This is a genomic window from Pseudomonas sp. B21-048 (assembly GCF_024748615.1).
Classification (GTDB): domain Bacteria; phylum Pseudomonadota; class Gammaproteobacteria; order Pseudomonadales; family Pseudomonadaceae; genus Aquipseudomonas.
Genome location: NZ_CP087168.1, coordinates 5,236,379 through 5,256,300 on the forward strand (window position 1 = coordinate 5,236,379; position 19,922 = coordinate 5,256,300).

The window sequence follows — 19,922 nt, forward strand, 5'->3', positions numbered from 1 at the left end:
CGCTTCATCGCAGATTACACAAAGAAGACAATCTCGCGAGAAATGAATGATGGCATTTTGGCCTTTGTCACAGATTTCTCTGCCATCAAGACATCCCGCGTCAGGACGCTTAGTATCGGAGCAACGTTGTTCAAGGAATCTGAAGATGACAATCGATTGGGTCTGCAAACATCACAGCGATCTGGGGAAAGAGCAGCTGTATGCCATTCTGCAGCTGCGCGTCGAAGTGTTCGTTGTCGAACAGAAATGCCTTTATCAGGATATCGATGGCCAGGACCTGGAAGGTGACACCTGCCATTTGATGGGCTGGGATGGGGATCAACTGGTGGCCTATCTGCGTTTGCTCGACCCGGAGTTACAGGGCGGCGACGTGGTGATCGGCCGGGTGATCATTGCTCCCGCCGCACGCGGCAGCGGGCTTGGGCATGAAATGATGAGCCAGGCGTTGGAACAGGCCGGGAAGCACTGGCCTGAAATGCCAATCTATCTTTCGGCCCAGGCACATTTGCAGGGGTACTACGGGCGGTACGGGTTTGTGGCGGTGGGTGAGGAGTATCTGGAGGGTGAGATTCCGCATATCGGGATGCGTCGCCCATAAGGGTCTCTTCGCGGGCAAGCCTTGCTTCTACAGGCTGTAGGAGCGAGGCTCGCCCGCGAAGGCATCAGCCCCGTCACCACAGCAAAACTCAGGGATATTCCAACACCGCTTTAATCTGCCGCAGATTACGTTCGATCCACCCCCGGTCAATCGCCCCCCACTCGCGTATCCGATAGCGCCCCGCATGGTTGCGCGCGCCTTCTTCCTGCTCGAATTCACAAACGATATCCAGATCCGCCAATGCCGCAATGGTGTCCTGGGCCGTGCGCCGGGGCATGCCGGTCACTTCGGTCAACGCCGGGACGCTGCTGGCCAACCCGCTGTCGATCAGGTACGCCACGTACAACCGGCGGTAGAAGCTGCTTTTGGTCTTGCTCACGTCCATCTAAATATCCCCGACTTGAAAAGATCTTTTCAGTGCATCTCCCGCCAAGTCAGGTACACCCGCAAATCGAACTCCACTTGGTGATACCCCGGCAACATGTGTTCGCACAGCTTGTAGAACGCCTTGTTGTGATCCGACTCTTTGAAATGCGCCAACTCATGCACCACGATCATTTTCAGGAACTCGGAAGGCGCTTCCTTGAACAGCGAGGCGACACGAATTTCTTTCTTGGCCTTGAGTTTGCCGCCTTGCACCCGGGAAATCGCAGTGTGCAGGCCGAGCGCGCGATGGGTCAGGTCCAGACGGTTGTCGAATAACACCTTGTCGATGGCCGGGGCGTTACGCAGGTATTCCTGCTTGAGGTCCAGGGAATAGGCGTACAGCGCCTTGTCGCTCTGCACCCCGTGCTTTTGCGGATAACGCTGGCTCAGGTAATCGCCCAGCCGGCCTTCGGCAATCAGCTGGCGCACCTGGTCCTGCAACGCAGCGGGATAGGCCTGGAGGTATTTCAACGCAGTCATTGGGGCGGCAACACACATCACGGAAAGATCGCCAGTGTAGCGAATTCAACCCGTCAGTGCGTTCCAGTCGAACGGTTCCACAAAGTGTCGAGTGTCTTCGGCCATCAACGGCCGCGCGACCAAAAATCCTTGCACATACTGGCAACCGTTGGCTTGCAGCCATTCATATTGCGCCACCGTCTCCACCCCTTCGGCAATGACCAACAGACCGAACTGTTTGCACAAATCGATGACACTGCGAGCCAGCGCTGCATCCCGTTCGGATCCCGGCAGCCGGGCGATCAAGTGCCGGTCGAGTTTGAGCGTGTCCAGTTCCAGGTCTCGCAGGTGTGCCAGCGAACAAGCCCCGGAGCCAAAGTCATCCAGCGCCACCCGAACCCCCAGATTGCGCAGCAAACGTAATTGCTTGCGGGTTTCATCGGGGTTAAGCATCAAGGCCTCTTCGGTAACCTCGACCTCCATTTGCCGTGGCTTCAAACCATGGCGCTCCAGCACCTGACGCAACTCAGTGACCAGGTTGGGCAATCCGAACTGGGTACTGCTCAAACTGACGCCCAACACCAGATCTTCGGCAAACAAGGTTTCCCAGGCTTTTCGCTGTTTGGCCCCTCGATGGTAAATCCAGCTGCCCAGGCGACTGATCAACCGCGCCTCTTCCAGCAACGGCAAAAACAGCCCCGGTGGAACATCGCCGACACTCGGATGCTGCCAGCGCAACAACGCCTCAAAACCACGAATCTGCCCGTCGGCAATGGCCACCTGAGGCTGATACACCAAGTTGAAATCGCGGTTTTCGATGGCCGTGCGCACGCTTTCTTCGAGCATCAGCCGCGAGCGCGCCCGCCCGTTCATTTCGTGATCGTAGAAGCGATATTGCTGACGCCCGGCACGTTTGGCTTCGTACATTGCAATGTCGGAGGCGCGCATCAATCCGTCCAGATTGGCCCCGCAATCGGGGTAAGTGGCAATGCCGATGCTGGCCCCCAGGACGATGTCCATGCCGTCGATCTGCTGACAGATCGACACCCGCTCGATGAGTTTCTCGGCAATCTTTGCCGCCTGCTCGGGAAGCTCAAGATCCAGCAGCGCGGTGAACTCATCGCCGCCCATCCGCGCCAGAATATCGAAAGGCCGTAGACACGCCTTCAGCTGCTCGGACACCCAACGCAGCACCCGGTCGCCGGCATCGTGGCCGAGGGAATCATTGACCCGCTTGAAGCCGTCGAGGTCCAGGTACAACAGCACCCAGCTGCTGTCGGAGCGTTCGCCACGCAGCAACAGGTTTTCAACGGTCTGGTAAAACCCCCGGCGATTGAGCAGCCCGGTCAGCGGGTCGGTCACCGCCTGGAACTCCAGCTGTTGATGCAGATGGCGCACCACCGACATGTCCAGCACCGTCACCACCATGGCCTGTTGTTCGGCGGGTAACGGCGCGCAAGACAACGCCACCGGCACTTGCTGACCGGGCGCCGTACGCAGCAATGCATCGTGCAGACGCAGGGTCTCACCGCGCTTGTAGCCGGTAAACAATTCGGAGTCGGCCCAGATCGGGATGTGCGGTTTTTGCAGGAAATCCAGAAACTCTTTGCCTTGCAGTTCGTGCACCGTGGCATTGAGCAGGCGAGACATCGCCGGGTTGGCAAAGCGAATCAACCCATCCTCACCCACCACCAGAATGCCTTCGGCGGCGTTATCCAGCACCGAGGCGTTGAAGGCCCGGGCGACTTCCAGGTCATGGCTCAACCGCTGCAAGGCACGGCGATTACGCTGATGCTCGAGCAGGGCCTGGACTTTGGGTTTGAGAATTTGCGGGTCGAACGGCTTGAACAAGTAATCCACCGCGCCACTGGCATACCCCTTGATCACGGCGTCCTGGGATTGTTCGTTGGCGGTAAGGAAAATGATTGGCGTGAGGCGGGTTCGCTGGCTGCCACGCATCAAACGCGCCACTTCGAAACCGTCCATGCCCGGCATCTGTACATCCAGCAGCACCAGGTCGACGTCGTGTTCGAGTAACAGACTGAGCGCTTCAAAGCCGGAAGCCGCGGTGAAGACCTGCCAGTCCTGGCGCTGTAACAACGCGCGCATGCTGATCAGATTTTCAGGGTAATCATCGACAATTAATAGGATTGAGCTGCCTTCAGCTGGCGTAGGTTGTGCGCATTCCATGCTGCATCTCTTGTTCGGGACTTCAGGCCGGTCTCTTGTGAAAACCGGACACATAGTGCGACTTCACTCTAGCCCCGGATCCGCGAAAGCAGAAGCTGCCGGTGAGCCATCATTCAAGCAAAGTTTCAGAAGCCGACTAACGGTCAGTCCTACAGGCCACATAAACAGGGAAAGGTGGCGTTTCGACAGGTTGTTGACGTCAACCATCTGCCAGACGGGCGTTAACAAAGAACCGTTCTACGCTTATAAAGACGGCCCGAAGGCGCGCGCCAGAGCTTCTGGTACGTGTGTGCAACAAAAAAATGTGGAAGCTTGAATATGATCGATCTCGCAACCTGGAACCTCAGCGTTCCTGTCGGCAGTCCGCCGTACACCGTCGAAACAGCCAAGCTGGTGGACGGCTTCAAGGATCAATACTTCCACTCCGACACCGGCACACTGTTTTTCTGGTCTCCGGTAACCGGCACTCGCACTGAAAACGCGATCTACCCTCGCACTGAACTGCGCGAAACCTACAGCAACGGTACGTTGAAAAACTGGTACTACCCCGACGCGGACAACTCCCTGCGCGCGACCCTTTCGGTCAGCCAGGTACCCAGCTCGGGCAAGATCGTCATTGGCCAGATCCACGCCTATAACAGCCAGAAGCCCATGGTGAAGGTCGAATTCCAATACAAAACCTACAGCTCGACCGGCAACATCGTCGCCAAAGTCCGCATGCACCCCGACGACGACACCCCCAGGATTATCACCATCGCCACCGGCGTGAAACTCAATCAGGAATTCTCCTACCTCATCCACCTCAGCCCTGGCGGCGCATTGGGCATCAGTGCGGCGGGTTACCAGTGGGACACCGACATCAGCACAATGTGGCGTGATAAACCGTTGTACTTCAAGGCCGGCGTCTATGTGCAGGACAACACCGGATATACCAGCGAGGGTGGGGAAGTGACGTTCAGCAAGCTGGATATTGATCACGATACGTAAGGGCGACTCGATCCTCTGTAGCAGCTGCCGAGCCCGCGAGGCTGCGTTCGGCCGCGAAGCGGTCGCAGTCCGGTGCATGCGTTTACCTGAAAAAACGCAGAGTCTGATTTTGCGACTGCTGCGCAGCCGAACGCAGGCTCGACAGCTGCTACGGGACACCACAACAAACCGGGCATCCGCAAAACTCGTAGGACTGCTCCGACTGTGGCGAGGGAGCTTGCTCCCGCTGGTCGGCGAAGCAGCCCCAAACCCTGCCACCCAATTCCCCAGACATACCGCACCGCCCGGTTCACGACGGCCGCGCCGTCAAACGAGGCAAGCCCCTAGCCACAAAAAGTGGCATCCCCACCGCCCTCTGTAGGACCCGCGGAAGGCTGCGATCTTTTGATCTCAAGCTACGCAACCCGTCCTACACCCCGGTTGCAGTCACCAAAGTCGCCGCTTATAGTTCGCCCCGTCGCCGGCAACAGTCGGCGATAGGGTTTCGCAGCCCTACCGAGTTAGAACCACAACCGTCAAAATACGACACGGGCAGCGTTTGCCCGTACTCGTTTTTTATGGCGGCTGTGCGTGGGAGACCTTCGGGTCTGCCGGGTCTTAACTCCTCGGTCTGCGAACCCGCGCACAGCTGCCACCCCATTTGTTTCGCAGCAAACGGTGGCGAATTCTTTTCTTGAGTTAAGGATTTTCCATGATCAATCAACACCCGCCCCGCCGCTTCACCCCTATGTCCCAATTCGCCACCGACTATCCCGTCCTGCTCATCGACAGCGACGCTCCGCTACGCGAACTCCATAACTGCGTCAGCGAACGCCTCAACGCCGTCCTCAAATACCTCAACCTGATGGCCTGCACCAGCCTGCCTGACTACGCCGAGAACGATATCAACACCGTCTCACCAACATCGCCCGGATCATGGTCCAGGACATTGCTGATGTGTTTGGGGTGATTGAGCAGCGCGGGTTTGATACACCTAAAGATCAGTAATCAGCCTCATGCGATAAAAAACCCGCATTTCTGCGGGTTTTTTATTTGTTATTCCGACTCTTTCGGAAGCGTGAAAGGTGCAGGCCCTTTAGAGTTTTGGATACTTCCCGATTTCTGCTGTGGGACAACTGGAATAGTGGCAGGCGCAGGGCCTTTCGCTTTTGGTTTTACATCCTTGGTGCTCATGATTACGTACTCCATTACAGGGTGGAGTTTTTATCCTGAGAGAATCGACACAGGCTGTCTACTATCAGATCTGACAGTCATTTATATACATTTGCGATAACGCCGCAAACAAAGGACGAGACAATTCGATGATCTTGGGTTCATCCCATATCACAACAAGCGCAATAAAGAGATTAATAGAGAGTAATAGAGAGGGACAGATCTATTTAATTTGCGATCTGCTGCTAAGCTTCCTCCATCACTACAAGGATGTAGGAAGCTATATGCCCAGAATGGCACGTGTCGTATTACCCCACTATCCCCACCATGTCGTACAGCGAGGTCACAACAAGCAGGTTGTGTTCGCCCATCCGGAGGATTTCGAGCGCTACCTCGCCGATCTGCAAGAACTCAAAACTGCACTGGGTGTAAAGGTGTATGCCTTTTGCCTGATGACCAATCATGTCCATCTGTTGCTGGCACCAGGAGACAATGCGGCGGGGCTTGGTCAGTTGATGAAAAGCCTCGCAGGCCGCATGACGCGTTATCGCAACAAGCTGGAAAGACGCTCGGGAACCTTATGGGAGAGCCGCTACAAATCCAGCCTCGTGCAAACGGATACTTACCTGTTGGCCTGTAGTCGGTACATCGAACTCAACCCGGTGCGAGCGCAAATGGTTGAGCATGCACAGGACTACCCCTGGTCGAGCTTGCACCTGCGCCGCAGCGAAAAGATAGAAAGTCGCTGGCTGGACGAAGATCCTTGCTTCCATGAGCTAGGCGCGACATATGCCGAACGACTCGCTCGCTATAACGTTTTTGTGGACCAGGCCACCCAACCCTCAGAACTACGACTGATAAGGGACGCGCTTCAGAGAGGCCAACTGACGGGGAATTCTCGATTCACGGACGAGATAGAACGCATCACCGGCGTGCGAGTATCGCAACGGGCGCGAGGCAGACCAGCCAACTAAGTCGAAGAGATAAAGGTAAGGGGATAGCTATTAAATATATTAAATAAATCCGTCCCCTTTTCTCCCCATTTGTACTGCATCAGGCATTCGGCAAAGGGGCGAAAACATCAGCGTGTCACCGGTTCAATCGCCAAAAACAAACTCAGCAGGCAATCAGCCAATCGTGAACGAGAGCCTTGGTTATTGGCCAGCAACCTACCGGAGAATCAATGGAATCCATCGAGAATCGTGGCCATTTACAAGCAGCGTTTGCAGATAGAAGAAGGCTTCAGGGATGTAAAAAGCGAGCACTTTGGCGTTGGCGTGACTCGCCACCGGAGTCGCTGTCCGCGCCGAGCTGCAGGGCGAGTGGGCTTTTAGCCTTGACTTGAGACCGGCTAATGGGTGTCCCCTTTTAGGCTGGCTTTTCGCCTTTTCGCTAGATATAGATAAAACTTATCGCAAAAAGATATTAAAAACTGTCATTTATTACAGGTGACCGTGCATCCTCACAGAACTAGCCTTATCTACGAAACACAAAAAAGAAGAACAGGGCACATAAATGAATCCGTCCCCTTTTTCTGGCCCCCTTTTCTGAAAACCGAACGGTAATGGAGAAAAAATGAATTCCACTATTGATCTTGACAAACTGTTTGCATCCGACATTATTCAGCTAATTAAAAACAACCATGTATCACCAATCGACTTTGAAAACTACGAACCATACCATTTCATAATAAACCGAGAAAACTTGGATTCCTATTATGGTCGCCTCGACGATAAATCAAGCTGGATGCTTGAGGAATCAATAAAAGAAAACATTAAGTTCGAATGCAACCCAGAATCTGTTAATACCTCTCCCCCACCAGCTTATATCAAGAAGCCAGATGGAGATGACACACCTCAATGGATCTGGGACCATTATAAAAATGGCGGCCGTACAAGTTAAACTCTATCGACAATCGAAAAATCTACTTAAATTTTTAACGACAAAAAAACCCGCCTTTCGGCGGGTTTCTATGCAACTAAAACGCTTTCGACTTAGTTAACCTTAGCGTTCAACTCACCCTTCAAATACCGCTGATACATCGCTTCCAACGAGATCGGCTTGATCTTCGAAGCATTACCCGCAGTACCAAAGGCTTCGTAACGAGCAATACACACATCACGCATCGCAGTAACAGTCGCACCGAAGAACTTACGCGGATCAAACTCGCTAGGATTAATAGGGACAGATCTATTTAATTTGCGATCTGCTGCTAAGCTTCCTCCATCACTACAAGGATGTAGGAAGCTATATGCCCAGAATGGCACGTGTCGTATTACCCCACTATCCCCACCATGTCGTACAGCGAGGTCACAACAAGCAGGTTGTGTTCGCCCATCCGGAGGATTTCGAGCGCTACCTCGCCGATCTGCAAGAACTCAAAACTGCACTGGGTGTAAAGGTGTATGCCTTTTGCCTGATGACCAATCATGTCCATCTGTTGCTGGCACCAGGAGACAATGCGGCGGGGCTTGGTCAGTTGATGAAAAGCCTCGCAGGGCGCACAACGCGTTACCGCAACAAGCTGGAAGGACGCTCGGGAACCCTATGGGAGAGCCGCTACAAATCCAGCCTCGTGCAAACGGACACTTACCTGTTGGCCTGTAGTCGGTACATCGAGCTCAACCCGGTGCGAGCGCAAATGGTTGAACATGCACAGGACTATCCCTGGTCGAGCTTGCACTTTCGCCACAACGAAAAGATAGAAAGTCGCTGGCTGGACGAAGATCCTTGCTTCCACAAGCTAGGCACGACATATCCCGAACGACTCGCTCGCTATAACGCTTTTGTGGACCAGGCCACCCAACCCTCAGAACTACGACTAATAAGGGACGCGCTTCAGAGAGGCCAACTGACGGGGAATTCTCGATTCACGGACGAGATAGAACGCATCACCGGCGTGCGAGTATCGCAACGGGCGCGAGGCAGACCAGCCAACTAAGTCGAAGAGATAAAGGTAAGGGGATAGCTATTAAATATATTAAATAAATCCGTCCCATTTTCTTCTTTTCTGAAAACCGAACGGTAATGGAGAAAAAATGAATTCCACTATTGATCTTGACAAACTGTTTGCATCCGACATTATTCAGCTAATTGAAAACAACCATGTATCACCAATCGACTTTGGAAACTACGAACCATACAATTTCATAATAAACCGAGAAAACTTTGATTCCTATTATGGTCGCCTCGACGATAAATCAAGCCGGATGCTTGAGGAATCAATAAAAGAAAACATTAAGTTCGAATGTAACCCAGAATCTGTTAATACTTCCCCCCCCACCAGCTTATATCAAGAAGCCAGATGGAGATGACACACCTCAATGGATCTGGGACCATTATAAAAATGGCGGCCGTACAAGTTAAACTCTATCGACAATCGAAAAATCTACTTAAATTTTTAACGACAAAAAACCCGCCTTTCGGCGGGTTTTTATGCAACTAAAACGCTTTCGACTTAGTTAACCTTAGCGTTCAACTCACCCTTCAAATAACGCTGATACATCCCTTCCAACGAGATCGCCTTGATCTTCGAAGCATTACCCGCCGTACCAAACGCTTCATAACGCGCGATACACACATCACGCATCGCAGTAACAGTCGCACCGAAGAACTTACGCGGATCGAACTCGCTCGGGTTGGTAGCCATCAAACGACGCATCGCACCGGTAGACGCCAAACGCAGGTCAGTATCAATGTTGACCTTGCGCACGCCGTGTTTGATGCCTTCGACGATTTCTTCAACCGGTACGCCGTAGGTTTCTTTGATGTCGCCACCGTACTGGTTGATGATCGCCAGCCATTCTTGCGGAACCGAAGACGAACCGTGCATTACCAGGTGGGTGTTCGGGATGCGTTTGTGGATTTCTTTGATGCGGTCGATGGCCAGCACGTCGCCGGTAGGTGGCTTGGTGAACTTATAGGCGCCGTGGCTGGTGCCGATGGCGATGGCCAAGGCGTCGACCTGGGTGCGTTTGACGAAGTCAGCGGCTTCCTCAGGGTCGGTCAGCATTTGGCTGTGATCCAGAACGCCTTCGGCGCCGATGCCGTCTTCTTCACCGGCCATGCCGGTTTCCAGCGAACCCAGGCAGCCCAGCTCGCCTTCTACCGATACGCCGCAGGCGTGAGCCATGGCTACGGTTTGTTGGGTAACACGGACGTTGTAGTCGTAGTCGGTCGGGGTCTTGCCGTCTTCGCCGAGGGAACCGTCCATCATTACCGAGCTGAAGCCCAGTTGAATGGAACGCTGGCAGACGTCAGGGCTGGTGCCGTGGTCCTGGTGCATGCACACCGGGATGTGCGGGAATTCTTCGATGGCCGCCAGGATCAGGTGACGCAGGAACGGGGCGCCTGCGTATTTGCGAGCACCGGCCGAAGCCTGGACGATCACCGGGGAGTCAGTCTTGTCAGCGGCTTCCATGATGGCGCGCATCTGCTCAAGGTTGTTGACGTTGAAGGCTGGAACGCCGTAGCCGAACTCGGCTGCGTGGTCCAGCATCTGGCGCATGCTGATAAGTGCCATTGTGTGTGTCTCTCCCGGTTGAGGGTCGTTAATCGTGCCAGCCTGCCGTAGCGGCGGCGGCTATTCAAGTTATTGCAGATCGGGGGTTGGCCCGGGCTGCGAATTCGGTCAATTACTCGGCCTTACAACCGCGGCCGATCAAATCATTGGTGGCGACCCAGTACACCAGGCCTTCCTCACCTTTTACGTGAAACGCCAGCATGTCGTTGCTGTACAGCGAACCTTCGGCGCCCGGTTCAAGCTTCAAGCGGTAGACCTGATCGGCGCCGCCCAGGCGAACGTCGACTTCCTTGCGGCTGACGTCAGTGTAGCGCCAGAGCACTTTGGCCTGACTGTCACAGGTCCAGGTGGTCCAACTGTCCGCAGGCTCGGCAGCGTTGAACAGGTTCAGATTGGCGCAACCTGCCAGCAATGCCAGTGCCGCAACGGCGATAAAGCGTTTCATCCGTGTTCCTCGGCTGACGGCGCACGCCGCCCGCCTTGAGTAAAGAGTCAGACCCCTCAAGGGCAACCATGTTCCTTGGCGGGGGCCTGTGTCTCGTATTTGTCCAGGCCATCGGGCCCGGAACGCTTGTTGATCACCGGGTTGGTTTCCGCTTGCCAGTCGGCCTGGTAGCAGCCTTTTTCCTGTGTTTGCGGCGCGGGTTCCGGCGTGGCTTTCGGATTACTCCCGCAAGCCGCCAGCAAACCCGCAGCGATCAACAACACGAAGGTCCTGACCATGTGAACACTCCTTTGCCTGGTCAAATGCGCGGCCTCAGGCCTTGGCCCGGCTTTCCAGGACTTCAACGGCCGGCAGGACTTTGCCTTCGACGAACTCGAGGAACGCGCCGCCGCCGGTAGAAATGTAGGAGATCTGCTCGGCAACGCCATATTTATCGATGGCTGCCAGGGTGTCGCCGCCGCCAGCGATGGAGAACGCCGAACTTTCGGCGATGGCTTGGGCCAGCACTTTGGTGCCGTTACCGAACTGGTCGAATTCGAACACGCCCACCGGGCCGTTCCACAGAATGGTCTTGGACGACTTCAGCAGCTCGGCAAAATTCGCCGCGGTCTGTGGACCGATGTCCAGGATCATGTCGTCTGCTGCCACGTCGGCAATCAGCTTGACGGTTGCGGTCGCGCTTTCAGCGAATTCCTTGGCAACCACCACGTCCACCGGCAGTGGCACGCTGACTTTGGCGGCGATTTCACGGGCAGTGTCCAGCAGGTCCGGCTCGTACAAGGATTTTCCGACCGGGTGACCGGCAGCGGCCAGGAAAGTGTTGGCAATGCCGCCGCCGACGATCAGCTGGTTGCAGATCTGGCTCAGGCTGTTGAGCACGTCGAGTTTGGTCGACACTTTGGAGCCGGCAACGATAGCCGCCATTGGCTGCGCCGGGGCGCCCAGAGCTTTGCCCAGTGCATCCAGTTCAGCGGCCAGCAACGGACCAGCGGCGGCGACTTTGGCGAACTTGGCCACGCCATGGGTCGAACCCTCAGCGCGGTGAGCGGTGCCGAAGGCGTCCATCACAAATACGTCGCACAGGGCGGCGTATTGCTTGGCCAGTTCGTCAGCGTTCTTTTTCTCGCCCTTGTTGAAGCGCACGTTTTCGAACAGCACGATGTCGCCGGCTTTCACGTCGACGCCGCCCAGGTAATCGGACACCAGCGGCACTTCGCGGCCCAGCGCCTTGCTCAGGTAGTCAGCGACTGGCTTGAGGCTGTTCTCGGCAGAGAACTCGCCTTCGGTCGGACGACCAAGGTGCGAGCAGACCATCACGGCTGCGCCTTTTTCCAGGGCCAGCTTGATGGTCGGCAGCGAGGCCAGGATTCGCGCATCGCTGGTGACAACACCGTCCTTGACTGGGACGTTGAGGTCTTCGCGGATCAGTACGCGCTTACCTTGCAGATCGAGGTCGGTCATCTTCAACACAGTCATGGGTCGCAATTCCTGGATAGCTGTTTTAGAGAGCAGGTTTTGGTTGGGGTGCGGCTGTTTGCAAATAGTGTTCTGCAACGTCCAGCATTCGATTGGCAAAACCCCATTCGTTGTCGAACCAGGCCAGGATATTCACAAGCCGTGGGCCGGAAACGCGGGTCTGACTGGCATCGACGATGGCCGAATGTGGGTCATGATTGAAATCACAACTGGCGTGAGGCAACTCGGTGTAGGCCAGAAGGCCCTTGAGCGGGCCATGGGTGGCGGCCTCGCGCAGAATCCGGTTGACCTCGGTGGCGTCGGTATCACTTACGGTCTGCATCGTAATGTCGAGGCAGGACACGTTAACCGTCGGCACCCGCACGGCTTTGGCCTGAATTCGCCCGGCAAGTTCCGGCAGCAGGCGTTCAATGCCTCGCGCCAGACCCGTGGACACCGGAATCACCGACTGGAACGCTGACCGGGTGCGGCGCAGGTCTTCGTGGTGATAGGCATCGATCACCGGCTGATCATTCATCGCCGAATGGATGGTGGTGATCGACACATATTCCAGACCAATGGCCTGATCCAGCAGGCGCAACAACGGCACGCCGCAGTTGGTGGTGCAGGAGGCGTTGGACACCAGCAGCTCGTCGCCGGTCAGGCAATCCTGATTCACGCCGTAGACGATGGTGGCGTCGACATCCGCCTCGCTGGCCATCGGCTGGGAAAACAGCACCCGGGGCGCACCGGCGTCGAGGAAACGCTGGCCATCCTGACGGGTGTGGTAAGCGCCGGAGCACTCCAGCACCAGATCGACGCCCAGGGACGCCCAATCGATGCCTTCGGGGGTGGCACTGCGCAGGACCTTCACGCAGTCGCCATTAATATGCAGACAATCGCCCTCGACCTTCACTTCGCCGGGAAACCGCCCGTGAGTGGAGTCGAAGCGTGTCAGGTATTCGATGCTGGCCATGTCGGCCAGATCGTTGATCGCGACAATTTCAAACCCGGCCGTCGAGCCTCGCTCAAACAACGCACGCAAGACGCAACGACCAATCCGGCCGTAGCCGTTGAGTGCAACTTTGTAAGGACGCGGTTGAGGCATGGGGTTCTCGATAGACGCGGGGCAGACGAATTCTTCTTAACAGCACAATCCCCCGTAGGAGCTGCCGCAGGCAGCTCCTACGGGGGATCGCGGCAGCCAGGGCCGCCGCGTCGTGTTTTAGTCTTCCAGCAGCTCTTCAGCCTGACCCAGGATGTTTTCCAGGGTGAAGCCGAACTCTTCGAACAAGGCAGGCGCAGGCGCCGACTCGCCGTAGGTGGTCATGCCGATTACGCGGCCTTCCAGGCCCACGTACTTGTACCAGTAGTCCGCGTGGGCGGCCTCGATGGCGATACGCGCGCTGACCTGCAACGGCAGAACCGTTTGCTTGTAACCAGCGTCCTGAGCTTCGAAGACGCTGGTGCATGGCATCGAAACAACACGCACCTTGCGGCCTTGCTCGGTCAGTTTGTCAAAGGCTTGAACGGCCAGACAGACTTCCGAACCGGTGGCGATCAGGATCAGCTCAGGTTCGCCCGCGCAGTCTTTCAGCACGTAACCGCCACGCGCGATCTCTTCGATCTGAATCGCATTGCGGGTCTGGTGCTGCAGGTTCTGACGGGAGAAGATCAGTGCCGACGGACCGTCGTCGCGCTCCAGAGCAGACTTCCAGGCCACCGCCGATTCAACGGCATCGGCTGGACGCCAAGTGTCGAGGTTCGGCGTGCAGCGCAGGCTGGCCAGTTGCTCGATTGGCTGGTGAGTCGGGCCGTCTTCGCCCAGACCGATGGAGTCGTGGGTGAACACATAGATGATGCGTTTCTTCATCAACGCCGACATGCGCACTGCGTTGCGGGCGTATTCCATGAACATCAGGAAGGTCGCGCCGTAAGGCACCAGGCCACCGTGCAGGGCTACGCCGTTCATGATCGCGCTCATGCCGAACTCGCGAACACCGTAGTACATGTAGTTGCCGCTGGCGTCTTCGCCGGTGACGCCTTTGCAACCTTTCCACAGGGTCAGGTTGGAACCGGCCAGGTCAGCCGAACCGCCGAGCAGTTCCGGCAGCAGCGGGCCGAACGCGTTCAGGGCGTTCTGGCTGGCTTTACGGCTGGCGATGGTTTCGCCTTTGGCCGCGACTTCAGCGATATACGCCGAGGCTTTTTCAGTGAAGTCAGTCGGCAGATCACCGCTCAGACGACGAACCAGTTCGTTGGCCAGCTCCGGGAAAGCAGCGGAGTAAGCAGCGAAACGCTGATCCCACTCGGCTTCGGCAGCGCGACCGGCTTCCTTGGCGTCCCACTCGGCATAGATGTTGGCCGGGATTTCGAACGGGCCGTGGTTCCACTTCAGTGCTTCACGGGTCAGAGCGATTTCCGCGTCACCCAATGGGGCGCCGTGGCAGTCTTCCTTGCCTTGCTTGTTCGGCGAACCGAAGCCGATGGTGGTCTTGCAGCAGATCAGCGTCGGCTGCTCGCTTTTGCGCGCAGTGTCGATGGCGATCTTGATTTCTTCCGGGTCATGACCGTCGACGTTGCGGATCACTTGCCAGTTGTAGGCCTCGAAACGCTTCGGCGTGTCGTCGGTGAACCAGCCTTCGACTTCGCCGTCGATGGAGATACCGTTGTCATCGTAGAAGGCGATCAGTTTGCCCAGGCCCAATGTACCGGCCAGGGAACTGACTTCATGGGAAATGCCTTCCATCATGCAGCCATCACCCAGGAACACGTAGGTGTGGTGATCGACGACGTCATGGCCGGGACGGTTGAACTGCGCCGCCAGGACTTTTTCCGCCAGGGCGAAACCCACGGCGTTGGCCAGGCCTTGGCCCAGTGGACCGGTGGTGGTCTCGACGCCCGGGGTGTAACCGAATTCCGGGTGACCCGGAGTGCGGCTGTGCAGCTGGCGGAAGCTTTTCAGGTCATCGATCGACAGGTCGTAGCCGGTCAGGTGCAGCAGCGAGTAGATCAGCATCGAACCGTGACCGTTGGACAGCACGAAGCGGTCACGGTCGGCGAACGATGGATTGCTCGGGTTGTGCTTCAGGTAGTCACGCCAAAGTACCTCGGCGATATCCGCCATACCCATAGGGGCACCGGGATGGCCGCTGTTGGCTTTTTGCACGGCATCCATGCTGAGGGCACGAATGGCGTTGGCACGCTCACGACGGCTGGGCATCGCTGATCTCCTGCGGGTTCTGAATTGAGAGTGAATAAAACGAAACGGAAAAAAGGCGAGCATTTTCCCTCACCGACCGCCCTCGGGGCAATGACAGATAGTCATTCGAAGGCGTTTTTCCCATGGATAACGACGTATTCGACGAGTGAAACCTTTCCGCTGTTTGTTTCCTGACAAAACCTAACGCTGAGAAGTGCCATCTATCGAGCAATATCAAAACTTTTTGATATTGCTCTTGCGGTGATTTCCGACCGTCACTAGACTGCTGGCCCTATGAATCTACGCGTGCCTTCCATTCAACATGACGATTGCGATGAGCTGGCGGCCCTGTGCAAGGCCGGTGGCGATCCTCTGCGGCTGAATGTATTGCGCGCGCTGGCCAACGATTCGTTCGGCGTACTGGAACTGGCGCAGATCTTCGGCATCGGTCAGTCCGGCATGAGTCATCACCTCAAGGTATTGGCCCAGGCCGATCTGGTGGCGACCCGCCGTGAAGGCAATGCGATTTTCTACCGCCGCGCCCTGCCCCACACTGATCTGCTGGGCGGCAAGTTGCATGCCGCACTGTTGGACGAAGTAGATAACCTGACCCTGCCGACTGACGTTCAGTCGCGGATCGGTCAGGTTCATGGGCAACGGGCAGCGGCCAGCCAGGACTTTTTCTCACGGGTCGCGGAGAAGTTTCGCGCCCAGCAAGACCTGATCGCCGGCCTGCCGCAGTACCGCGAAAGCGTGGTGGCATTGCTCGACAAACTGGGTTTCGGCCCGGGCGCCACGGCCATCGAAGTGGGCCCTGGCGACGGCGGTTTTCTGCCAGAGCTGGCACGTCGCTTCACTCAGGTCACGGCGCTGGACAACAGCCCGGCGATGCTCGATCTGGCCCGTCAGGTCTGTGAGCGTGAAACGCTGGCTAACGTCTGCCTGCAATTGGCCGATGCATTGAACGGTGTAAGCCTCAAGGCTGATTGCGTTGTACTGAACATGGTACTGCATCATTTCGCCGCGCCGGCCGAAGCGCTCAAGCACATGGCCGACTTGCTGCAACCGGGCGGTAGCCTGCTCGTGACAGAGTTATGTAGCCACAACCAGAGTTGGGCCAGGGAGGCCTGCGGTGATCTCTGGTTGGGGTTTGAACAGGACGATCTGGCCCGTTGGGCCACCGCTGCGGGACTCGTTCCCGGGGAAAGCCTCTATGTAGGCTTACGTAATGGTTTCCAGATTCAGGTCCGCCATTTTCAGCGACCGGCTGGCGACACTCACCATCGGTAAATTCAGGAAAAAATCGAGATGAGCGAATACTCCCTCTTCACCTCCGAGTCCGTGTCCGAAGGGCACCCGGACAAAATCGCCGACCAGATTTCCGATGCGGTGCTGGACGCCATCATTGCTGAAGACAAGTTCGCCCGCGTGGCGTGCGAGACGCTGGTGAAAACCGGCGTGGCAATCATCGCAGGTGAAGTCACCACGTCGGCCTGGGTCGACCTGGAAGACATCGTCCGTAACGTGATTCTCGACATCGGCTACAACAGCTCCAATGTCGGCTTCGACGGTGCAACTTGCGGCGTGATGAACATCATCGGCAAGCAGTCCCCTGACATCAATCAGGGCGTCGATCGTGCCAAGCCTGAAGACCAGGGCGCCGGCGACCAGGGCCTGATGTTCGGCTACGCCAGCAACGAAACCGACGTGCTGATGCCAGCACCGATCACCTTCTCGCACCAGCTGGTTCAGCGTCAGGCCGAAGCCCGTAAATCCGGCCTGCTGCCTTGGCTGCGCCCGGACGCCAAGTCGCAAGTGACTTGCCGCTACGAAGGCGGCAAGGTTGTCGGTATCGACGCCGTTGTACTGTCGACCCAGCACAACCCTGAAGTGTCCTACAAAGACCTGCGCGAAGGCGTGATGGAACTGATCGTCAAGCACGTACTGCCTGCCGAGCTGCTGTCCAAGGACACCCAGTTCCACATCAACCCGACTGGTCAATTCATCATCGGTGGCCCGGTGGGCGACTGCGGCCTGACCGGTCGCAAGATCATTGTCGACAGCTACGGCGGCATGGCCCGTCACGGCGGTGGCGCGTTCTCCGGCAAGGATCCATCGAAGGTTGACCGTTCGGCGGCCTACGCCGGTCGTTACGTGGCCAAGAACATCGTCGCTGCCGGCCTGGCCGAGCGTTGCGAGATTCAGGTTTCCTACGCGATCGGTGTTGCCCAGCCTACGTCGATTTCGTTGAACACCTTCGGCACCGGCAAAATCAGCGACGACAAAATCGTCAAACTGGTTCGCGAAGTGTTCGACCTGCGTCCATACGCGATCACCACCATGCTCGACCTGCTGCATCCGATGTACCAGGAAACCGCTGCGTACGGCCACTTCGGTCGCACTCCGGCAACCAAGACTGTGGGCGACGATACGTTCACCACCTTCACTTGGGAAAAAACCGACCGCGCCGACGACCTGCGTGTCGCGGCCGGCCTGTAAGACTTTTCCTGCGGCACCCAAAGCCCCGCACGGTTCGCCGTGCGGGGCTTTTTATTGCCCGTGTCTTTTGTAGGAGCGAGGCTTGCCCGCGATAGCTTCACCGTGGAGTTTCAGAAACGCCACTGTGCCTTCATCGCGGGCAAGCCTCGCTCCTACAGGATCCATCGACACACACTGAAAAACAGTCAGCCTCGTCATTATGGAAATCCGTCCTAGCCTTCAAGCATCCCACTTGGCAAGGACGCTCTCGATGCTGCCCAACCTGCGCCCGTTTTTCGGTTTTCTCCTGACCTTCACCTGCCTGATCACCAATGCCGCCGAATGCCCCGACTGGCCACCGGCCCGCGCGCAGGAGGAAATCATCACCCTGCAACAGCAAATTGATCATTGGGATGACAGCTACCACCGTGAAGGCCAATCGCTGATCGCCGATGAACTCTATGATCAGTCCCGTGCGCGACTGACCGAATGGCGCGAGTGTTTTGATTCAGGGCTCTCCGCCGAACCATTGCGTACGGCCGGCGGCACGGTTGCTCACCCCATCGCCCACACCGGCCTGGAAAAACTGCCCGATGGACGCGCCGTCGAAGCCTGGCTAAAAGACCGGGAGGAGGTCTGGATACAGCCCAAGGTCGACGGGGTGGCGGTGACGCTGATCTATCGCAACGGCTGGCTGCACCAAGCGATCAGTCGGGGGGATGGAGTAAACGGCCAGGACTGGACGGCCTCGGCGCGCCAGATCGCCGCCATCCCTCAAAAACTTCCGCAGCCGCTGGACTTGCTGTTGCAAGGCGAACTCTATTGGCGCCTCACCGAACACGTGCAAGCCCAAGCCGGCAGCCTCAATGCCCGCGCCACGGTGGCCGGGTTGATGGCGCGCAAGGCGCTTAGCACCGAGCAAGCTGCCGGTATCGGGTTGTTTGTCTGGGACTGGCCGCAAGGCCCGAAAAACCTGCCAGCCCGGGTGGCGGCGCTGGATGAATTGGGGTTTGCGAGCACGACGCCCTACAGTCAGCCGATCAAGGCATTTGCCGATGCCGAACGTTGGCGCGATCACTGGTATCGCTCCCCCCTGCCCTTTGCCAGCGATGGCATCGTTTTGCGTCAGAGCCCACGCCCACCGGCCGAGCGCTGGCAGGCGAAAACGCCTTATTGGAGCGTCGCCTGGAAATACCCCTTTGCCCAGGCACTGGCCGAGGTACGCAAGGTCCACTTCAAGATCGGGCGAACCGGCCGGATCACACCCGTGCTGGATCTGGTACCGGTGATGCTCGATGACCGGCAGATCAAGCGTGTGAGTGTCGGCTCCCTGCAACGCTGGGAGGGACTGGACATTCGCCCCGGCGATCAGGTCGCCATCAGCCTGGCGGGGCTGACCGTCCCCAGACTAGATGGCATCGTATTGCGCAGCACTGAACGTGCGGAATTGAATGTACCGCTGGCGGCAGACTTTCATTCTTTAAGCTGCTGGCAGGCAACACCTGGCTGCGAGAGCCAATTTCTCGCACGGTTGACCTGGCTTAGCGGCAAACAGGGGCTTGGCTTGCCTCATGTCGGACCCGGTACCTGGGAGAAACTGCTAAAGGCCGAACGCCTCGACAGCCTGCTCGATTGGTTAACCCTCGATGAGCAAGAGCTTGCTAACATTGACGGCTTCGGCGAGCGCAGCAGTGCTCATCTTTTGAACAGCTTCAATAGTGCCCGGCAACGTCCGTTCGTTCGTTGGCTCAAAGCCTTGGGCTTGCCGCCGACCGGTCAGGCAAACCTCGCCGACTCATGGCAGGCGCTGGCGCAACGAAACACCGAACAGTGGCAGGCCGAGGCCGGCATCGGCCCGGGGCGCGCAGCGCAATTGAGCGCATTTTTCCGCGACCCGCAGGTCATGGCCTTGAGTGAGACATTACGTATTGCCGGAGTTGACGGTTTCTAAACGCCAGCGCTGTCTCAGCACCGGGAACCCAAAAGGGGCCGATGCGCTCAAACAGCC

The 19,922-nt window shown here is 57.1% G+C and carries 20 protein-coding genes and 2 pseudogenes; 11 read left to right on the forward strand and 11 right to left on the reverse strand.

Annotated features, from left to right (window positions below; all coding sequences use genetic code 11):
* Positions 1-145 precede the first annotated feature (145 nt).
* Positions 146-598 (forward strand): GNAT family N-acetyltransferase, encoded by a 453-nt coding sequence (locus tag LOY56_RS24570; protein WP_258617780.1) that lies wholly within the window; start codon positions 146-148, stop codon positions 596-598.
* An 88-nt stretch (positions 599-686) separates the two neighbouring features.
* Here LOY56_RS24570 and LOY56_RS24575 read toward each other — a convergent pair whose 3' ends face one another.
* Genes LOY56_RS24575 through LOY56_RS24585 form a run of 3 tightly spaced genes read right to left on the reverse strand, consistent with a single transcriptional unit; the run spans position 687 to position 3,673 of the window.
* The gene (locus LOY56_RS24575) at positions 687-983 is read right to left on the reverse strand and encodes a helix-turn-helix domain-containing protein (RefSeq protein ID WP_007894945.1); all 297 of its coding nucleotides are present in this window, start codon (positions 981-983) and stop codon (positions 687-689) included.
* 29 nt (positions 984-1,012) lie between these two features.
* Positions 1,013-1,504 (reverse strand): M48 family metallopeptidase, encoded by a 492-nt coding sequence (locus LOY56_RS24580; RefSeq protein WP_258617781.1) that lies wholly within the window; start codon positions 1,502-1,504, stop codon positions 1,013-1,015.
* A gap of 45 nt (positions 1,505-1,549) precedes the next feature.
* Entirely contained in the window at positions 1,550-3,673 is a 2,124-nt protein-coding gene (locus LOY56_RS24585; protein ID WP_258617782.1) for a bifunctional diguanylate cyclase/phosphodiesterase, read from the reverse strand.
* Positions 3,674-3,991: 318 nt separating this feature from the next.
* Here LOY56_RS24585 and LOY56_RS24590 point away from each other — a divergent pair, with 318 nt between their 5' ends.
* Together LOY56_RS24590 and LOY56_RS24595 are read left to right on the forward strand one after the other, a co-directional pair.
* The gene (locus LOY56_RS24590; protein ID WP_258617783.1) at positions 3,992-4,660 is read left to right on the forward strand and encodes a polysaccharide lyase family 7 protein; all 669 of its coding nucleotides are present in this window, start codon (positions 3,992-3,994) and stop codon (positions 4,658-4,660) included.
* Positions 4,661-5,351: 691 nt separating this feature from the next.
* Positions 5,352-5,647 (forward strand): annotated as a pseudogene (locus tag LOY56_RS24595) (fructose-bisphosphate aldolase).
* Positions 5,648-5,695: 48 nt separating this feature from the next.
* Here the strand turns inward: LOY56_RS24595 and LOY56_RS24600 are convergent.
* The gene (locus tag LOY56_RS24600; RefSeq protein ID WP_258617784.1) at positions 5,696-5,833 is read right to left on the reverse strand and encodes a hypothetical protein; all 138 of its coding nucleotides are present in this window, start codon (positions 5,831-5,833) and stop codon (positions 5,696-5,698) included.
* A gap of 263 nt (positions 5,834-6,096) precedes the next feature.
* Here LOY56_RS24600 and LOY56_RS24605 point away from each other — a divergent pair, with 263 nt between their 5' ends.
* From LOY56_RS24605 to LOY56_RS24610, 3 genes are all read left to right on the forward strand, one after another.
* On the forward strand, positions 6,097-6,786 hold the full coding sequence (locus LOY56_RS24605) for a transposase (protein WP_258617785.1): 690 nt from the start codon (positions 6,097-6,099) through the stop codon (positions 6,784-6,786).
* 69 nt (positions 6,787-6,855) lie between these two features.
* Positions 6,856-7,146 (forward strand): transposase, encoded by a 291-nt coding sequence (locus tag LOY56_RS27095; RefSeq protein WP_408980347.1) that lies wholly within the window; start codon positions 6,856-6,858, stop codon positions 7,144-7,146.
* 241 nt (positions 7,147-7,387) lie between these two features.
* Entirely contained in the window at positions 7,388-7,714 is a 327-nt protein-coding gene (locus LOY56_RS24610; RefSeq protein WP_258617788.1) for a hypothetical protein, read from the forward strand.
* A 92-nt stretch (positions 7,715-7,806) separates the two neighbouring features.
* Here LOY56_RS24610 and LOY56_RS24615 read toward each other — a convergent pair.
* Positions 7,807-7,995 (reverse strand): annotated as a pseudogene (locus LOY56_RS24615) (fructose-1,6-bisphosphate aldolase); the annotation flags it as partial.
* Positions 7,996-8,063: 68 nt separating this feature from the next.
* Between LOY56_RS24615 and LOY56_RS24620 the strand changes: the two are divergent.
* Together LOY56_RS24620 and LOY56_RS24625 are read left to right on the forward strand one after the other, a co-directional pair.
* The gene (locus tag LOY56_RS24620) at positions 8,064-8,753 is read left to right on the forward strand and encodes a transposase (protein ID WP_258617793.1); all 690 of its coding nucleotides are present in this window, start codon (positions 8,064-8,066) and stop codon (positions 8,751-8,753) included.
* A gap of 97 nt (positions 8,754-8,850) precedes the next feature.
* On the forward strand, positions 8,851-9,126 hold the full coding sequence (locus LOY56_RS24625; protein WP_258617795.1) for a hypothetical protein: 276 nt from the start codon (positions 8,851-8,853) through the stop codon (positions 9,124-9,126).
* Positions 9,127-9,269: 143 nt separating this feature from the next.
* Here the strand turns inward: LOY56_RS24625 and fba are convergent, their stop codons facing one another.
* From fba to tkt, 6 genes are all read right to left on the reverse strand, one after another.
* Entirely contained in the window at positions 9,270-10,334 is a 1,065-nt protein-coding gene (fba, locus tag LOY56_RS24630; RefSeq protein WP_007981624.1) for a class II fructose-bisphosphate aldolase, read from the reverse strand.
* Between the two features lie 112 nt (positions 10,335-10,446).
* Positions 10,447-10,779, reverse strand: a complete 333-nt coding sequence (locus tag LOY56_RS24635; RefSeq protein WP_038981062.1) for an MliC family protein — start codon at positions 10,777-10,779, stop codon at positions 10,447-10,449.
* A 56-nt stretch (positions 10,780-10,835) separates the two neighbouring features.
* Positions 10,836-11,057, reverse strand: a complete 222-nt coding sequence (locus LOY56_RS24640) for a hypothetical protein (protein ID WP_258617800.1) — start codon at positions 11,055-11,057, stop codon at positions 10,836-10,838.
* Positions 11,058-11,091: 34 nt separating this feature from the next.
* Positions 11,092-12,255, reverse strand: a complete 1,164-nt coding sequence (locus LOY56_RS24645; protein ID WP_007894933.1) for a phosphoglycerate kinase — start codon at positions 12,253-12,255, stop codon at positions 11,092-11,094.
* Between the two features lie 25 nt (positions 12,256-12,280).
* Complete coding sequence (epd, locus tag LOY56_RS24650; protein WP_258617803.1) at positions 12,281-13,342, reverse strand: erythrose-4-phosphate dehydrogenase; 1,062 nt, start codon at positions 13,340-13,342, stop codon at positions 12,281-12,283.
* A gap of 117 nt (positions 13,343-13,459) precedes the next feature.
* Positions 13,460-15,457 carry a transketolase gene (tkt, locus tag LOY56_RS24655; protein WP_258617804.1) on the reverse strand — a complete coding sequence of 666 codons (1,998 nt, stop codon included), beginning with the start codon at positions 15,455-15,457 and terminating at the stop codon, positions 13,460-13,462.
* A 273-nt stretch (positions 15,458-15,730) separates the two neighbouring features.
* Between tkt and LOY56_RS24660 the strand changes: the two genes are divergently transcribed.
* The 3 genes from LOY56_RS24660 (at position 15,731) to ligB (ending at position 19,865) form a co-directional block, all read left to right on the forward strand.
* A complete protein-coding gene (locus tag LOY56_RS24660) occupies positions 15,731-16,726 on the forward strand; it encodes a metalloregulator ArsR/SmtB family transcription factor (protein WP_258617805.1) in 996 nt (331 codons plus the stop codon).
* A gap of 18 nt (positions 16,727-16,744) precedes the next feature.
* Entirely contained in the window at positions 16,745-17,935 is a 1,191-nt protein-coding gene (gene metK, locus LOY56_RS24665; protein WP_258617806.1) for a methionine adenosyltransferase, read from the forward strand.
* A 250-nt stretch (positions 17,936-18,185) separates the two neighbouring features.
* A complete protein-coding gene (gene ligB / locus LOY56_RS24670; RefSeq protein WP_258617807.1) occupies positions 18,186-19,865 on the forward strand; it encodes an NAD-dependent DNA ligase LigB in 1,680 nt (559 codons plus the stop codon).
* Positions 19,866-19,922: the final 57 nt, after the last annotated feature.

Excerpts from the sequence above, each read along its gene's own strand:
- LOY56_RS24625 (WP_258617795.1), top strand. The coding sequence starts at position 8,851 with ATGAATTCCACTATTGATCTTGACAAACTGTTTGCATCCGACATTATT.
- LOY56_RS24660 (WP_258617805.1), top strand. The coding sequence starts at position 15,731 with ATGAATCTACGCGTGCCTTCCATTCAACATGACGATTGCGATGAGCTG.
- tkt (WP_258617804.1), bottom strand. The coding sequence starts at position 15,457 with ATGCCCAGCCGTCGTGAGCGTGCCAACGCCATTCGTGCCCTCAGCATG.
- LOY56_RS24585 (WP_258617782.1), bottom strand. The coding sequence starts at position 3,673 with ATGGAATGCGCACAACCTACGCCAGCTGAAGGCAGCTCAATCCTATTA.
- LOY56_RS24610 (WP_258617788.1), top strand. The coding sequence starts at position 7,388 with ATGAATTCCACTATTGATCTTGACAAACTGTTTGCATCCGACATTATT.
- LOY56_RS24600 (WP_258617784.1), bottom strand. The coding sequence starts at position 5,833 with ATGAGCACCAAGGATGTAAAACCAAAAGCGAAAGGCCCTGCGCCTGCC.
- ligB (WP_258617807.1), top strand. The coding sequence starts at position 18,186 with ATGCTGCCCAACCTGCGCCCGTTTTTCGGTTTTCTCCTGACCTTCACC.
- LOY56_RS24620 (WP_258617793.1), top strand. The coding sequence starts at position 8,064 with ATGCCCAGAATGGCACGTGTCGTATTACCCCACTATCCCCACCATGTC.
- LOY56_RS24590 (WP_258617783.1), top strand. The coding sequence starts at position 3,992 with ATGATCGATCTCGCAACCTGGAACCTCAGCGTTCCTGTCGGCAGTCCG.
- LOY56_RS24570 (WP_258617780.1), top strand. The coding sequence starts at position 146 with ATGACAATCGATTGGGTCTGCAAACATCACAGCGATCTGGGGAAAGAG.
- epd (WP_258617803.1), bottom strand. The coding sequence starts at position 13,342 with ATGCCTCAACCGCGTCCTTACAAAGTTGCACTCAACGGCTACGGCCGG.
- LOY56_RS24635 (WP_038981062.1), bottom strand. The coding sequence starts at position 10,779 with ATGAAACGCTTTATCGCCGTTGCGGCACTGGCATTGCTGGCAGGTTGC.
- metK (WP_258617806.1), top strand. The coding sequence starts at position 16,745 with ATGAGCGAATACTCCCTCTTCACCTCCGAGTCCGTGTCCGAAGGGCAC.
- fba (WP_007981624.1), bottom strand. The coding sequence starts at position 10,334 with ATGGCACTTATCAGCATGCGCCAGATGCTGGACCACGCAGCCGAGTTC.
- LOY56_RS24605 (WP_258617785.1), top strand. The coding sequence starts at position 6,097 with ATGCCCAGAATGGCACGTGTCGTATTACCCCACTATCCCCACCATGTC.
- LOY56_RS24575 (WP_007894945.1), bottom strand. The coding sequence starts at position 983 with ATGGACGTGAGCAAGACCAAAAGCAGCTTCTACCGCCGGTTGTACGTG.
- LOY56_RS24640 (WP_258617800.1), bottom strand. The coding sequence starts at position 11,057 with ATGGTCAGGACCTTCGTGTTGTTGATCGCTGCGGGTTTGCTGGCGGCT.
- LOY56_RS24645 (WP_007894933.1), bottom strand. The coding sequence starts at position 12,255 with ATGACTGTGTTGAAGATGACCGACCTCGATCTGCAAGGTAAGCGCGTA.
- LOY56_RS24580 (WP_258617781.1), bottom strand. The coding sequence starts at position 1,504 with ATGACTGCGTTGAAATACCTCCAGGCCTATCCCGCTGCGTTGCAGGAC.